General features: G+C 55.9%; 12 protein-coding genes and 3 pseudogenes. 10 read left to right on the forward strand and 5 right to left on the reverse strand.

Annotation, left to right across the window (positions count from 1 at the left end; translation table 11 throughout):
- Positions 1-26: 26 nt before the first annotated feature.
- A pseudogene (locus tag AB8B29_RS33095) lies at positions 27-176 on the forward strand (response regulator); the annotation flags it as partial.
- 77 nt (positions 177-253) lie between these two features.
- Here AB8B29_RS33095 and AB8B29_RS33100 read toward each other — a convergent pair.
- Entirely contained in the window at positions 254-1,303 is a 1,050-nt protein-coding gene (locus tag AB8B29_RS33100; RefSeq protein ID WP_234904056.1) for a class I SAM-dependent methyltransferase, read from the reverse strand.
- Positions 1,304-1,740: 437 nt separating this feature from the next.
- On the opposite strand from AB8B29_RS33100, the gene AB8B29_RS33105 reads away from it, so the two are divergent.
- Complete coding sequence (locus AB8B29_RS33105) at positions 1,741-2,463, forward strand: IS6 family transposase (RefSeq protein ID WP_113119386.1); 723 nt, start codon at positions 1,741-1,743, stop codon at positions 2,461-2,463.
- Positions 2,464-2,589: 126 nt separating this feature from the next.
- Positions 2,590-3,619: pseudogene (locus AB8B29_RS33110) on the forward strand (IS110 family transposase).
- A gap of 238 nt (positions 3,620-3,857) precedes the next feature.
- Here AB8B29_RS33110 and AB8B29_RS33115 read toward each other — a convergent pair.
- Complete coding sequence (locus tag AB8B29_RS33115; RefSeq protein ID WP_162740654.1) at positions 3,858-4,085, reverse strand: hypothetical protein; 228 nt, start codon at positions 4,083-4,085, stop codon at positions 3,858-3,860.
- 12 nt (positions 4,086-4,097) lie between these two features.
- Between AB8B29_RS33115 and AB8B29_RS33120 the strand changes: the two genes are divergently transcribed.
- From AB8B29_RS33120 to AB8B29_RS33135, 4 genes are all read left to right on the forward strand, one after another.
- Positions 4,098-4,412, forward strand: coding sequence for an ArsR/SmtB family transcription factor (locus tag AB8B29_RS33120; protein WP_439007020.1), 315 nt, complete (start codon positions 4,098-4,100; stop codon positions 4,410-4,412).
- Complete coding sequence (locus AB8B29_RS33125) at positions 4,409-4,849, forward strand: SRPBCC family protein (RefSeq protein ID WP_173412838.1); 441 nt, start codon at positions 4,409-4,411, stop codon at positions 4,847-4,849. Before AB8B29_RS33120 ends, AB8B29_RS33125 begins: the two co-directional genes overlap by 4 nt.
- Positions 4,846-5,493, forward strand: coding sequence for a glutathione S-transferase family protein (locus tag AB8B29_RS33130; RefSeq protein ID WP_113119382.1), 648 nt, complete (start codon positions 4,846-4,848; stop codon positions 5,491-5,493). Before AB8B29_RS33125 ends, AB8B29_RS33130 begins: the two co-directional genes overlap by 4 nt.
- A gap of 503 nt (positions 5,494-5,996) precedes the next feature.
- Complete coding sequence (locus AB8B29_RS33135; protein ID WP_173412172.1) at positions 5,997-6,803, forward strand: hypothetical protein; 807 nt, start codon at positions 5,997-5,999, stop codon at positions 6,801-6,803.
- Between the two features lie 37 nt (positions 6,804-6,840).
- Here the strand turns inward: AB8B29_RS33135 and AB8B29_RS33140 are convergent, their stop codons facing one another.
- Together AB8B29_RS33140 and AB8B29_RS33145 are read right to left on the reverse strand one after the other, a co-directional pair.
- Entirely contained in the window at positions 6,841-7,554 is a 714-nt protein-coding gene (locus AB8B29_RS33140; protein WP_439007021.1) for an IS6 family transposase, read from the reverse strand.
- Between the two features lie 562 nt (positions 7,555-8,116).
- Positions 8,117-8,218: pseudogene (locus AB8B29_RS33145) on the reverse strand (IS6 family transposase); the annotation flags it as partial.
- A gap of 500 nt (positions 8,219-8,718) precedes the next feature.
- Here AB8B29_RS33145 and AB8B29_RS33150 point away from each other — a divergent pair.
- The 3 genes from AB8B29_RS33150 to gspM are packed head-to-tail and all read left to right on the forward strand — an operon-like array spanning position 8,719 to position 11,452.
- Positions 8,719-9,717: a type II secretion system protein GspK gene (locus tag AB8B29_RS33150; RefSeq protein WP_162740601.1), complete on the forward strand. Its 999-nt coding sequence runs from the start codon at positions 8,719-8,721 to the stop codon at positions 9,715-9,717.
- A complete protein-coding gene (locus tag AB8B29_RS33155; protein ID WP_162740600.1) occupies positions 9,714-10,868 on the forward strand; it encodes a PilN domain-containing protein in 1,155 nt (384 codons plus the stop codon). Before AB8B29_RS33150 ends, AB8B29_RS33155 begins: the two co-directional genes overlap by 4 nt.
- Positions 10,865-11,452, forward strand: coding sequence for a type II secretion system protein GspM (gspM, locus tag AB8B29_RS33160; RefSeq protein WP_113118841.1), 588 nt, complete (start codon positions 10,865-10,867; stop codon positions 11,450-11,452). Before AB8B29_RS33155 ends, gspM begins: the two co-directional genes overlap by 4 nt.
- Before the next feature lie 531 nt (positions 11,453-11,983).
- Here the strand turns inward: gspM and gspD are convergent.
- Positions 11,984-14,233 carry a type II secretion system secretin GspD gene (gspD, locus tag AB8B29_RS33165; RefSeq protein ID WP_113118839.1) on the reverse strand — a complete coding sequence of 750 codons (2,250 nt, stop codon included), beginning with the start codon at positions 14,231-14,233 and terminating at the stop codon, positions 11,984-11,986.
- Positions 14,234-14,342: the final 109 nt, after the last annotated feature.

The following is a 14,342-nucleotide window of genomic DNA, read 5'->3' on the forward strand; positions in this document are numbered from 1 at the left end:
GGCGATGTTTGAGCGTTGCGGGTCGGGTGCAGTCGATTGTTGCTTCCGGCAGGGCCATCCTCGAAGACAGCAGCCTTCCCGAGGGAAGCCGATTCTCAAAGCCCTACAGCGATCATGCCATCGTAGATGCGATTGCCGACATGCTGTCGAATGGAGGCAGCTTTGCCGCAGCTTAGCGCCATGCGATCTAGCCGCCCCTTCAGAGGGAGTCCCGGACTAAAAAGCCGGAATCAAGGGCGGATTTTAGAGCCAATTATTCCGCCGCCCGGAACCGCGAAGTAGCGGACGCATCATGAGCCTGCTCCCAACTCATCATGTAGTCTCGGGTAAATGGAACTGCATCCGCCCGCTTGGCGAGTTGAATCTGAAACACCATCATCGAACGAAAACGAAACCCGATCTCGCACAGAACAAGATAGAATTCCCACATGCGGCAAAACCGTTCGTCATAAAGAGCCGCAACGCGCTGACGGTTGGCCATGAAGCGTTCCCTCCAATGGCGGAGAGTTTCGGCGTAATGCATACGCAGGATTTCGACATCGGTGACAACGAGGCCGGAGCGTTCCGCGGATGCGAAGACCTCCGAAAGCGACGGGACATCCGCTCCCGGGAAGATGTACTTGCGAATGAACGGATTGATCGGTGCTGGTGTATCGGAATATCCGATCGAATGCACGAGCGCGACACCGTCGGCGGTCAGCAAATCGCCGAGTTTGTTGAAGAACTCGTCATAATTCTTCTTTCCCACATGTTCGAACATGCCGACAGACACGATCCGATCAAACTGACCACCCTCTTCCCGGTAGTCGCGCAGATGGAAGCGGGCCCGACCAGCAAGGCCCGCAGCGGCCGCACGCTCTTCTGATACCTTGTGCTGCTCGACGCTGAGCGTGACGCCGGTAACGTCAGCGCCGATCTCCTTGGCCAGATATAAACCAAGGCCTCCCCAGCCGGAGCCGATATCGAGTATTTTAAGGTCTGGGCGATCGAGCAGCAGCTTTGAGGCGATATGGCGCTTCTTGCGCGCTTGCGCGGTCTCGAGATCATCATTCTTGCATGCAAAATAGGCGCAGGAATACTGGCGATCCTTGTCGAGGAAGAGATTATAGAGCTCTCCCGATAGGTCATAGTGATGGGCGACATTGCGACGCGCGCGCGTGATTGGGTTATATTGCTTTACCCGACCCATGATGCGGGACAACAGCGAGAACCACGCCGTCTGTTCAAAATTGTCATAGTTTCTGGCGATGATTTCGAGAGCGTCTAAAAGGCTTCCATCCTCGATAGTCAGTAGGCCGTTCATGTAGGCTTCCCCAATCGATAATTCCGGGTTGAGAGCCAACGTGTAGTCAAGATGGCGAGCGCCGAGCCGGATCGTACAGCGCGGTGGAGTGCCGTCCCCACAATCATGAACCGTCCCGCTTCCATCGATCAGCCGCAGGCTGCCTGTTCGCACGATTGACTTTAAGACGGCCGGAAACAGCATGGGGCAAGTCCTCAGTTCTGATCGTCAGCCAGATGGCTGCGCTTGGCGTCTTCCGCTAGCAGCGAACGCTTTGTGGACAATAGATGATAGCGAGAGCGTCGTGTAGCGAATGTAACAATGCCCGATCATCCTCCGAAAGACCGCAATTTTCAATACTGAGGATCTGCGAGTTTTGCACCTGTGGAATTTGCGTGAAAGAAACGGTGGCGTCGCCTTAACCGCCTAGTTGGAATTGACTTGGTATTCGGATTGTCATGACCGAAGCTGCTCATGTTCACTTCAGACGCCACCGCTTTCCCGCTGAGATCATTGCCCATGCCGTATGGCTCTATTATCGGTTCCCGCTCAGCTTTCGCGACGTCGAGGATCTGTTGGCTGAGCGCGGCATCAACGTTTCATTCCAGACGGTCTCGGAATGGGCGGCGAAATTCGGCCTGAAGTTTGCTCATCAGCTCAGACGGCGCTCACGCGGCCAATTTGCCGACAAGTGGCAGCTCGATGAGATGGTGGTGACCATTAAGGGAAAGAAATACTGGCTGTGGCGTGCCGTCGATGCAAACGGTTACGTCCTCGACGCCCTGCTGCAAAGCCGAAGGAACAAGGCAGCCGCACTGCGTTTGATGCGCAAACTGCTCAAGAGGCAGGTTACCGCCCCACGCGTGATGGTCACTGACAAGCTGCGTTCCTATTCGGCCGCAAAGGCGGAGTTGATGCCGGGCGTCGAGCACCGATCGCACAAGGGATTGAACAACCGAGCTGAGAATTCTCATCTTGCTGTGCGACGACGAGAGCGGCGAGAGCGACGTATGATGCGGTTCAAGTCCGCACGACAGTGCCAGCATTTCGTCTCAACTCACGGCCAGATCGCCAATCTCTTTCTTCTTCACAGGAAATGCTTGTCCGCCACCGACCATCACCAGCTTCGTACTCACGCCATCTCGATCTGGCGTGAAACCGCTGGCGCGATTGCTACCTGAAACACGGCGCACGTCCTCAACGCTGGTTCCCTACAGTTAAGATGGGGTGGTTGCCGTCCTCCCCTAACGACATCTTGATGTGCCAAGATGTGGTCTGGGCATGCCACGAAACGGAGAGGATGGCAGATGAAGGATACGATGATTGGAGTGGATCTGGCAAAGAATGTTATCCAGCTTCACGGGGCATTGATGACGGGTCGGGTGCTGTATCGCAAGAAGGTGTCGCGAAGGCAGTTTCTGCGCTTCATGGAGAGCCAGCCTGCCGCTGTTGTTGTGATGGAAGCCTGCGGTAGCGCTCACTATTGGGCGCGCAAACTGGTCAAGCTCGGCCATGAGGTCAAGCTGATTGCACCGCAGTATGTGCGCCCTTTCGTCAAGCGCCAAAAGAACGATGCGGCTGATGCCGAAGCGATTGTCACCGCAGCGCAGCGCCCCGAAATGCGGTTCGTAGAACCCAAAACCTTGGATCAGCAAGCGAAGGGGGTTCTCTTCCGGGCACGGGAACGCATCGTCCATCAGCGTACAGAACTGGTGAATGCGCTGCGTGCGGTGCTCTACGAGTATGGACACGTTGCCCCGCTCGGGATCGGCCACATCAAACGCCTCGAGACGATTATCGAAGACATGGATCTCGATCTGCCTGAACTTGTGAGGGATGAGTGTCGCGATCTACTGGCGCACATTGGCGAAAAGACTGCCCGGATCGAGCAGAAGACCAAGTAGCTCTCGAACCTTTCCAAGGAAAGTGACACCGCGCGGCGGCTTCAGACGATGCCAGGTGTGGGACCGATGACAGCAATGGCAATCGAGGCTTTTGCGCCCGACATGGACACTTTCCGGGGCGGCCGTGATTTTGCTGCCCGGCTCGGACTTGTTCCACGGCAGTTTTCATCCGGCGGCAAGGAACGGTTAGGCCGAGTATCAAAGGCGGGGCAGGCTGACATTCGCAGGCTGCTCATCATTGGCGCGATGGCCTGCGTGAACTGGGCCAGCCGAAAGCCTCCGTTGCAGGGGGGCGTGGCTGGCACGAATGCTGGCGAAGAAGCCACGAATGTTGGTCGCGATCGCTCTGGCGAACAAGATGGCCCGGAAAATCTGGGCCATGCTCACGAAGCAGGAAGATTATAGAGATCCGGCAATGGCCGTGGCGGCGTGATTTGACGCTGATCACCTGAGGCTATCGCCGGTAAAGAGGGGTGTGAGAAGTCGATGACCTGAATGGGCGTATGATCGAACCGATCCGGGTAGGGAAAACCAGCCGTCGCCTTTGAGCATCAAAGCTCGGAGTTAAGATTTGGACCCAATCCGCAGATCACCACACCGGCCAGCGGCTTTTGAAAGCACCGCAATCAAAGGCCTGACAGAAGACCGCACTCGATCACATGTTCAAAAGCTCAGAAACTTCTTGCAAAACGGGCGGCAACCACAGAAGGCGACGCCACCTTTTCGATCAATGTGGCCGTCGTTAGCACCACAGACGGAATAGCAAGGATGCCCACGAATTCGCTCGAGTTCTTTGCGCTATATGACGTCAAGATGCCTTTGGTGAATTCGACGGAGACCGTCTTGCTGGTTGACATCGCCATCACGAACGATAAATACTTCGCTACATGGCGAAGCATCAAACATCATCCATGGACCGCACGTTTTGGGCTCTGTCCGATCCAACCCGGCGTGGCGTCCTGCAGCGCTTGATGGATCAGCCCGGACTTTCGGTCAGTGAGCTCGCCCAATCATTTTCGCTGAAGCTACCCGGCATGACGAAGCATTTGGACGTGATGTCCGATGCTGGATTGATCACACGGACCAAGACCGGCCGCACCGTCGCTGTAAATCTCTCGGCCGCGCCGATGCAAGAAGCCATGGCCTGGCTCAACCGCTATGAGCGCTTCTGGACCGTTAGCCTTGATCGACTCACCACGCTCTTGGAAGAGGATGATACGAAATGACCGACCGCCTTCCGAGCGTGACGATCGTGCGTCGAATCAAGGCCCACCCCGCAAAGGTCTGGGCGGCCATTACACAGCCTGAACTGATGATACAGTGGTGGGGTCCTGATGCGGGACCGACCCTTAGCGTGGTCGCCGACGTCCGTCCGGGTGGCCGCTTCAGCGTCGTGTTCCGGCTGCTCAACGGCGGCGAACACAACCCGACCGGAATCTATCAAGAAGTCATTCCCGAGAAACTGCTCGTCTTCACCTGGGACTTGCCCGGAACCTCCGATCCGAAATCGCTGGTGACATTCCGGCTTGAACCGTTCGACGCAGGAACCGTGCTGACCCTCACCCATGAGCATCTGCCCGACGAAGAAGCCCGCACAAGTCACGAAAACGGCTGGTGTGGCCTTCTCGACAAGCTTCCCGTCTTCCTTGGAGTTGATCAATGACCGACCTGATACTGACAACATACGACTGGGTTCCCAAACTGCCGCGCGGCCTCGTGCGCGACCTGCGGGTAAGATGGGCGCTGGAAGAGGCTAGGTTACCCTATCGGGTGGAGAGCACGCCGTTTCGAGACCGTGGCCCTGCCCATTTCGCAGCACAACCGTTCGGCCAGATCCCGTGGCTGACCGACGGAGACCTTACTATTTTCGAAAGCGGTGCGATCCTGCTGCACCTCGCCGAGAAGAGTCCGGCGCTCATGCCCACCGATCCTCGCGGACGAGCCGAGGTTTTGGAGTGGGTTATCGCCGCGCTCAACTCGGTCGACCTGCCGAGCCAGCCGTGGGCGCTGTTCCGGTTCATGGGCTTTCCCGGCGAAGCGCCCGAGGCGAAGTTCGTCGACGACTTCCTAAAGTCGAGACTCGATCGAATGGAAACAGTACTGGCCGGGCGCGAATGGCTGGTCGGTGACCGATTTTCTGTGGCCGACCTGCTAATGGCAGATGTGATGCGACAGGTCGAGCGGTTCGACGGGCTCGCAAATCATCTGGCTTGCCGCGGTTACGTCAAGCGCCTGGTGGCCAGACCGGCCTTTGTGAAAGCATACAACGACCAGATGGCTCATTTCGCTGCAGCAGACGCCGCCTGAATCAGGCGCTGCCCAATGACTCGTGGCTTTCTGCTATCCCGGGCTTCGAGGGTAGATCACATCACCTGCACATCTTTAATTTATGGTCTTGAACAGGTTCGACCCGGAGACCCTGTCATTGCAAGAGGTCCTCCGCCTCAATTTTTCCGATAGCATACATCAGCTTGACCTCAGTGAAATGACCGATTTGGGATCGGAAGCGGTATGCCGACTTTTGATTGCCGCGCCTTAAAGCCGACGCTTAGAATCCACAGAGCGCGTAATTGGGGTAACTTGACGCGTCAGTGTGTAAATCATCACGGGTCTCGGCGCCGAGATCTACAATAACTCTTTGTAATTCCAGTTGTTAACGGGGTCACTTGTCGATGCAAAATCACACAGCTGCCGAACGGTGATTGACGCGAACCTGCCTTTCGAAGACTTTCCATGGATCGACGATGTTTTCTCTAGTGGGACGCAAAGACCCTGCTTGCTCATACACGATTTCGGTATCGGAGGCGCTCTTGTTTAAACTTTTCATCATAAGCGGCTGCTTGCTTTCTCTGCTCTTTGTTCCCGCCCATGCGACTGAAATCTCCCCCACTTATTTGTTTGACAGCGATCCGAGCACCAACCGAAGCGGTCCGATCGACGCTGCTATTCAATTTGGCTTCTATGCTGCAAACCTGATCCTGGTCCAAAGATGTGACATCCAACGTCATCGCCCTCGCCGCCAATGGGAAAATCGCATCGGGGTCGGGGTTCTGAATTACGGCTCGCGCTATCGACTGTCAGGCGAGATGCGAACCGCGGCAGAAGCAGAAGCGCGAAAGCAGTTGGACGTTATTCTGCAACGGGGAAAAATCCCGCTCGATATGTGCAAGAACGCTGACGCTATGTTCACCAAGGCGCTTACTACGAACATGGAGCCGCCGATCGGAACACTAGCATCAAGCGACGCCGAGATGGAAAACGAGAGGCTTGTCGATCAGCTCAAAGATGGCTTTTCGGGCTCAGTTCGATTGAGAAAGAAGATCCTCTCATTCAACGTCGATCATTTCACGCGCACGGATCATCATAATTTCGAAGCCGTTATCCACTGGAAAGGCTCAGGAGCAGCCAACGTGGTCAAAGGGCATGTCAGTGGTTACGAGCAATTGCTCTGGAAAGAGACCGCATCATTGGGCGGGAAGAGGTCACGGGAATACGTTTATGTCCTCAATCGTCGTAGTCCGACGGAGATGGCAGGAAGCTGGGGTGATCGCAGCCGCGGCGGATTTGTCGAGATCACGTTGCCAGCATCAGAGCCTGAATGGGGGGCGTCGCCTTAAGCTGGGACAGGGTGCGCGTCTGGCATCGTGTCAGCCTTCACGCGTTGATTAACATAGTGATCTGCCGCCATGTTGCGTTGGCGTTGGAGCGAAGCTGGCGGTGATCTGCTGCGGTCAGGTGTTTGCGGTGAAGAAGAAAGAGATTGGCGATCTGGCCGTGGGTTGAAATGAAACGCTGGCATTGCCGCGCCGACTTGAAGCGCATCATGCGCCGTTCCCGTCGTCGCACGGGAAGATGTGAATTCTCGGCGCGGTTGTTGATGCCCTTATGTGACCGATGCTCGACGCCCGGCATCAATTCGGACTTGGCGGCAGAGTAGGACCGCAGCTTGTCGGTGATCATAACCCGTGGGGTGGTACCCTGACCCTTGAGCAGTTTGCGCATCAGCCGGAGGGCGGCTCGCTTGTTTCTCCGGCTTTGCAGCAGGGCGTCGAGGACGTAACCGTTTGCATCGACTGCCCGCCACAGCCAGAATTTCTTCCCCTTGATCGTCACCACCATTTCGTCGAGCTGCCATTTATCAGCAAATTGACCGCGGGACCGTCGACGAAGCTGATGAGCGAATTTGAGGCCGAACTTCGCAGCCCACTCCGAGACGGTCTGAAACGAGACCTCAATGCCGCGCTCGGCCAGCAGATCTTCGACGTCTCGAAAGCTGAGTGGAAACCGGTAATAGAGCCAGACCGCATAGGCGATGATCTCGGCGGGAAAACGGTGGCGTCTGAAATGAGCAGGAGAGATTTCGGTCATTGCCACCAATAACAACCCGTTCACCACAGAGACGTTAATCCGACGCTACCGCTCTGAAAGATGCGCTCAACAAGTGACGTGGGATAGCCTTGCCGGAAAGCCTTCTTGTGTCGGCCGGACGTTCTGATGGCGGTGCGATTTGCTGTCTGTCGCGCGGATCCAAGAGAAGGATGATGTCTTCTGAGCAAGGGCTGAATAGTCACCGGTAGATATCCCTTTTTGTCAATCGGATATCCGCACCTTCATTATTCAATTCCAAAGCCTTGCAATTCTCGAGGTCGGCGTTGGTGCCGACCTCGGCTTGATGGTTGCCGGGCGGGTATGGATCGCGCTGCGCCTCATTGCGGCAAACGGGCTGGAATTGCGGATGTAGTAGTGAATGAGCCGATATTATAAGTTCTTTGTCCAGAGCCCTTGCAAAAAAGCTTGGGCTTTATGCTATTTAGCCGAACGCAGGTTTTCAGAAATGATCATAAATATATTATAAATCAATATGTTAGCAAAAAGCAGATAATGCGATTTATGGAACTCACGGGCGGTTGAAAGCGCTTTGTTGTACGGTTCCTCGTTCAAGAAGGACTTCGATCCGGTCGTGAGGGAAGCGGAAATAAAGCCACACGGCGTGGGCAATGATCTCAGCGGGAAAGCAATGGCAGCGGTACAGTGGGTCAGGGTATGTCGCGGCCTGTCATCACACAGCGAGTTCCACGTTCCGTTAAGTTGACTGCACCCGACCCGCAAAGCTCAGCATCTTCCAAAAGCACATTGCCAAGCGAGCACTATCCAGACACGACGATGCCAGTGGAACTGTTTCTGCACCGGCCTCTTCAATTCTCGTTCTGCCTAGCTACGCCAAATGAGATATTCGGGATCTTATTTTCAGGAAGTCTTGAAATTATTGTTTAAGTCAGAGATAAATTGACCAATGCTGGGATGGTGAGCAGCCTATTTTAGCGAAGAATCTGAAATGGACGTGCCGTTTTCGCAACACGCTTGATCGCATCTAATATGCTTCCTCATCTCCGGTGGGTAGTTGGAATCGCCTACGATGGGCGTACCGGTTTTACCGCCAAGTTTGTTGATGCCAACGGGTGCCGAAATCAAGGACTATCCAGAAGTTTGGTATCGCAGTGGCAACAGCCGTGTCACGATCCGAGATTTCATATGACCGGCCCAGGTAATCTTGGGAATTCTCCATCTCAATCAGAATGCGGTTTCGCCCTGATAGTAGTTCTGTGGGTAATTGGTTTAATTTCCCTGTTGACATTCAGCGTGGTCTGGACGACGCGGCTTAAAGTTCAGACCGTCAGCAATATTGTGGACAATACCAAGGCCGAGGGGCTGGCGGATGCGACGGTTGCCTTGGTCAAGCTGGCTATGCTCCCGACACCGCGTGGTGGCACGCAAAGCGCGAATGGCGCACCCAGGAATGAAGCAGCAATTCTGTGTTCGATATCGAACGAAGCCTTAGTTGCGGTTGCCGTTGAAAACGAAACAGGCAAAGTTGATCTAAATGCCGCCACGCCCGAGACCCTCACAAAGCTACTTCGCGGAATTGGCGCCTCCAACCAGGAGGCGGAGGAAATTTCGGGCGCGATCGGTCAATTCGCCCGTATCCGCATTGGCTCGATCGATGAGCAACTGTTGGAAGATGGAGGCGCTGGCGTGGTGCCGCCGAAGCATGCGCCTTTCGAATCGATATTGGAACTGGATCAGGTCCGGGGAATGAAACGCGATTTGTTTGAAGCAATGCTGCCTTATGTGACGATTTATTCTCATCGCCCCGACGTCGATCCTGCCTTTGCCTCTACTGCATTGATGACGATGCTTTCGGATGCACCGACTTTAAGAGGGCCATATATCGCATCTGAAGGCGCCACCTCGAAGCCAGCACCTGGCACGATTTGGCCACGCCTGGATACCGGCCCCGGCATGGTAGGCGGCAGCTACCTCATTCATGCGGAAACCCTTATGCGGGATGGCGGTTATTTTGTTCGGGAGGCGAATATAGATATCGTTGGTGGGGCCAACCCCATAAGAACAGCCGAGTGGCGTCGCGGACGCAGCCGTTATCGCGACGTGTTGTCTGCTGCCATGCACGCGACGTCTCGAGGAGGGGAGACAATGCGTCTTTATCCGGAATGCGCAGGCCAATCGCTATGACATTCAGCACAAAAAACACAGCGCGCCCTAATAACGTTTCAGGGCAAAGCCTCACCGACGGTACGCACCGGATCGTTCAGCGTGTCGGTGAGTGGTGGTTGGGAGAGGCACGCAAGCTACTTGCCGGTCGCTGGGCGCAATGGCTTCTTGGCGGTGGCGAGAGATGGCTTTTGATCGGGACGTCAGAGACAGGCGACGACATTGAACTGCGGATCGTCACTCGCTTGGGACAGGTTGTGCATAGCAACCGTACACCTCAGACGGATCATACAATCGAGCCTGCAAAGGCCGCGCTGGCTGGAGCTGGATTTGACATCGACAAAATGCCGATTGGGATCGTCATGCCAGACGGTGCTGTTTTCGAGCGATCGATTGAAATCCCGAGAGAAGCGATCGCCAATCTGCGGATCATCACCGCTCAGGAAATGGCCCGCCGAACGCCGTTCAGACCTGAGCAGATTTATATGAGAATGATACTTTCGGCCCATCCTGGCGATCGGACGAAGCGGCTTGTGCGCCAACGCATCATCCGGCGCGATCTTGCTGCCGAACGATGCCGGCAACTTGGTCTGGATCTGGATAAGGTTCAGTTCGTGACGACACCCGACGCAGTTTCAGGCGATGCTGTCATTCATCTTGCAGAGGCGCGCTCCCAACAAGGATATGGATGGCGAAGACTTATGGTCCTGCTGGTCATCCTCGGTTTCGGATTCGCCGCAATTGACGCTGGTATCGTTTGGTGGCGGCAGCAGGCAGCCCTAGATGAAATCGAGAGCGAATTACCGCGGGCGCGGGCGAAGGCATTGGCCGTGCGCAAAATGCTGGACGAAATCGCATCCACCCAGGCTGCGGTTCAAACGATGTTTGATCGCAGATCGGCGCCGAGCGCGTTGGAGGTGTGGGAAGAGGCTAGCCGAATACTGCCCGACAGTAGTTGGCTGACCGAATTCAGTGTGCGGGATGGCCATGTCTCCATGGCGGGTTATTCGGACAATGCCGCGGCATTGATCCCGCTGATCGGCCGGTCAACGCGTCTTGCCGATGTGACGTTAAGCTCACCGATCGTAGCGCAGGGCGGGACCCAACTCGAGCGGTTTGCGATCAGCGCGCGCATTTCCGGCGACTTCAAAAAAGCCGGGAGTGTCAAATGAACGTGGCTTGGATAAGAAATCACGCTGGATCTGCTCTATTCCTGGCCTTCAATGTCTTCATGCTGCTCTGTATTTATATGATCGTCGTGCAGCCGATCGGTACGATTTTGACTGAACAGGCCACGCGACTGAGCGACCGCTCCGGTGAACTGGCGCGATATCAGGCGATGGCCGGCGAGGAATCCGCGGTTCGTGCTTTGTTTGGCCGAGCGCGCGATGAACGTAATGCCTCGATCTTCTTGAGTGGAGAGAACGAAGGAGCGGCAAGCGCTGCTCTACAGGCGCGCCTCAAGCAAGTCGGAGAGAACTCCGGACTACAGATCCGTTCGATCGCCGCACTTGAACCACGCACGGAGAACGCGGTTCGATATCTTGGTGCGCAGATGGATGTCAGCGGGGCCATCGCTTCCATCCATCAGACACTCGATAGCCTGCAACGAGGCATTGCGCCGGTGCTGTTCGTGAAAAGCCTGACGATCCGAGCGCCTGCTTCGGCCGCTGGTGATGCAGCTGAGCAGCAACCAATTCTCAATGTTCAAATCGAAGTCCTAGGAGCGGTGCAAAATGTCGATGCCACGCGCTAGGCCGGCGCCGATCCTTGTCATTGGGACGGGGCTGCTTCTCCTGGTAAATGGCTTGCTCGCGTTTACCGGTTGGCGGCAGGCAACAATGCCGATGATGATTGCGCCATCTCAACGAGATCTGCCGCGGCTGTTTCCAAATACCATCCCTCGAGATGCACCGACTGCTATCCCGCCAGAACAGAGGGAGAGTGAAGCCCTTACGCGGCCGCTCTTTTCCTCGTCTCGGCGTCCGTATCAGCCACCGGCCGCAGCTCCCATTGCTCCTATCGAGGCTCCAACAGTGCCCGATCTGACGCCCCCGGATTATGTCTTAGCGGGCATATTCATCGATGATGGACACCACCGCGCCCTACTTCGCCGTCGCACTGAGACGAATGCCCTTTGGTTCAATGAAGGGGACATGATTGATGGTTGGCGACTTGCGTCCGTCGAAAGCGGCAAGATCGCCCTGGAAGCAAATGACAGGCGCGTCGAACTAGAGCTTTATCCGACACAGACTCCGGCCGCGCAATAGATGAAGCGGAGACGGCTCTATTCAAAGAGACGCTGCGCCGTTTGTCCAATCGGAGCATCCCTTCTCACTCTGCCCATCGGACGGCCGGTACCAAAGCCAAGCCGGTTTCTATACTCCTGGGTAGCGTCCTGTGCATCGCGCGCATCGTAAACAACACGCGGCGTGAGAAGAACGATCAGCTCGGTCCTGCCGATCGAATTTCCCTTGGATTTGAAAGCATTGCCGATCAGCGGGATGTCGCCCAGGATAGGTACTTTGGTCGAATCCCTGCTGTTCTGGTTCTGGATGATACCGCCCAGCGTCAGGACCTGGCCGTCGGAAACCATAACCGTCGTTTTGACCTTGCGCTGTTTGATCGTCGGCGAGTCAATGCCGGAGGACGTCGTGCCGGAGACACTGGAAACTTCCTGAGAAATATCGAGCAACACACGACCGCTGTCGTTGATGCGCGGCGTGATCTGCATGATAACGCCGGTGTCGCGATAATTGACCGAGTTGACGATCGGTGCGCCCGGATCCTGCACGCTTGTGGCCGACTGCGTCACGATCGGAACTTGATCGCCCACCTGCAGCGTTGCGGTCTTGTTGTCGAGCACCATCAGCGACGGTGCCGAAACGATGTTTACATGACTGACCTTGTTCAAGGCATCCAGCGTCACTTGCGTGTTGGCCAATCCTAGCGCGTAAGAAAAACCTGGGAACGTGGAATCGAAGGCTTTCGAGGCTTGATCCGTGAACATATAGCCGGCGTTCTTGTGCTGCAGATACCAGCGAACGCCGAATTTCAGATCGTCTGTCAGGGAAACCTCGGCAATCGTCGCCTCGATCAACACCTGGCGCGGGCTGACATCGAGGTTTTGAATGATCGAAAGTACCCGCTGGTAATCTGAAGATGCGGCAAGAACCAGAAGAGAATTGTTGCCCTCATCCGCCGCAACACGGACGCGTTCGGAGCCACCACTTACTTGCGCATCTCTTGCGCTGCCGCTGCCAGCACCTGGTTCGAAAGTCACGCTATCCTCCGGAATTTGCCCGGTTGGATCGCTCACCGGCACCCCTTGTTGCGTCCCTCCCCCGCCATTGCCAGCGGCACTCGCCGACTGCACGGACGTGTCCTGATAACGCGGAGCTACGTTTCGCTGCGGCTGATCCGCACTTTGCTTTCCATTGGAGAACATGTCGTTGACGATGGTCACAAGTTCCTTGGCGGAGCGGTTCTGGACCTTATAGGTGTAGAGCTGCTTTTCTTGTCCCTGCGCTCGCGAGTCTAGACGGCGGACCCACATTTCAGCACGCGTCAGGTACTCGCGTTGCGGGGAAGCGATCAGGATCGAACGCAATCTGTTATTTGGTAGGAAGCGAATCATGCCCTTGGTGCCACCGGTGCCGAAGACGTTACGCAATTCGTCGGCAATAGCATCGGGCTGAGCAGAGCGCACCGGAATGACCGCGAAAGACATGCCCTTCATCACGTCGACGTCGAAGACGGAGATCGTGTCGAGGACGCTCGAGATTTCCTGGCTGGTGCCTGACAGCGTCAGCGTGTTGCGGGTATCGTCGGCGCCGACGACCACGGTCCTGCCAACCATTGGCTCAAGAATACGCTGCATTTCTGAAGCGGAGACATAACGAAGAGGCACGATCCGCACACCGGCACCGATACGGTCGCTCCCAGTTCCTGCTCCCCCCACTTCGATACCCGAGACAGCATTGCGAGCCTGCTGCGCGTTATCAATGCGATAGACCTGCCCGGTTTTAATGATGGCGGCGCCATTAGCCTGCAACGCATCCTGAAACAGCCGGATCAACTCTCCACGGGAGACCGGCCGCGAGGTTTGGATTGTCACTGTTCCGGGCAGATTGGGGGCAACGGAATAGTTCAGTTTGAGAATATCGCCCATCACAGCGCGGGCGGCCGCCTCTATGGAAGCGTTGGCAAGATTGAGCGTCACCGGCGCACCGGATGCGAGTGCCGGATCAAGTGCGGATGTTGTCCCTCGCCCGACCATCTGCCCAGAACCGGGGTAATAGAGCGATTGGTCATTATTTGGCGCGGAGTAGGCTGCGAGCGTGGTGCGTTGCGAAAAAGGTTGTGTCCGCGTTGATCTTGCGCCCCCACCATTCCCTTGCCATTCCGTCAAAGGCCCGTCATCGGAGTTTGAGGTACAGCCTGAGGCGAGAAAGCAAAGAGCAATTCCGGCCATCATCCGCGAGAAAAGACGAGAATTTCGACGGCATCCGGCCATCCACGAGACTACAAGATACATAAACGCCCCGATACATATCCGCGAACGAACGACAGCCGCCCCACAGTTTCAGGCATACATTATGTCATTGACAGTTTTTTTGAGCCAGGAACGTGGCTAGAAATAAATC

It is taken from the genome of Rhizobium sp. 11_C7_N12_5 (genome assembly GCF_051811145.1).
Taxonomy (GTDB): Bacteria; Pseudomonadota; Alphaproteobacteria; order Rhizobiales; family Rhizobiaceae; genus Rhizobium; species Rhizobium lusitanum.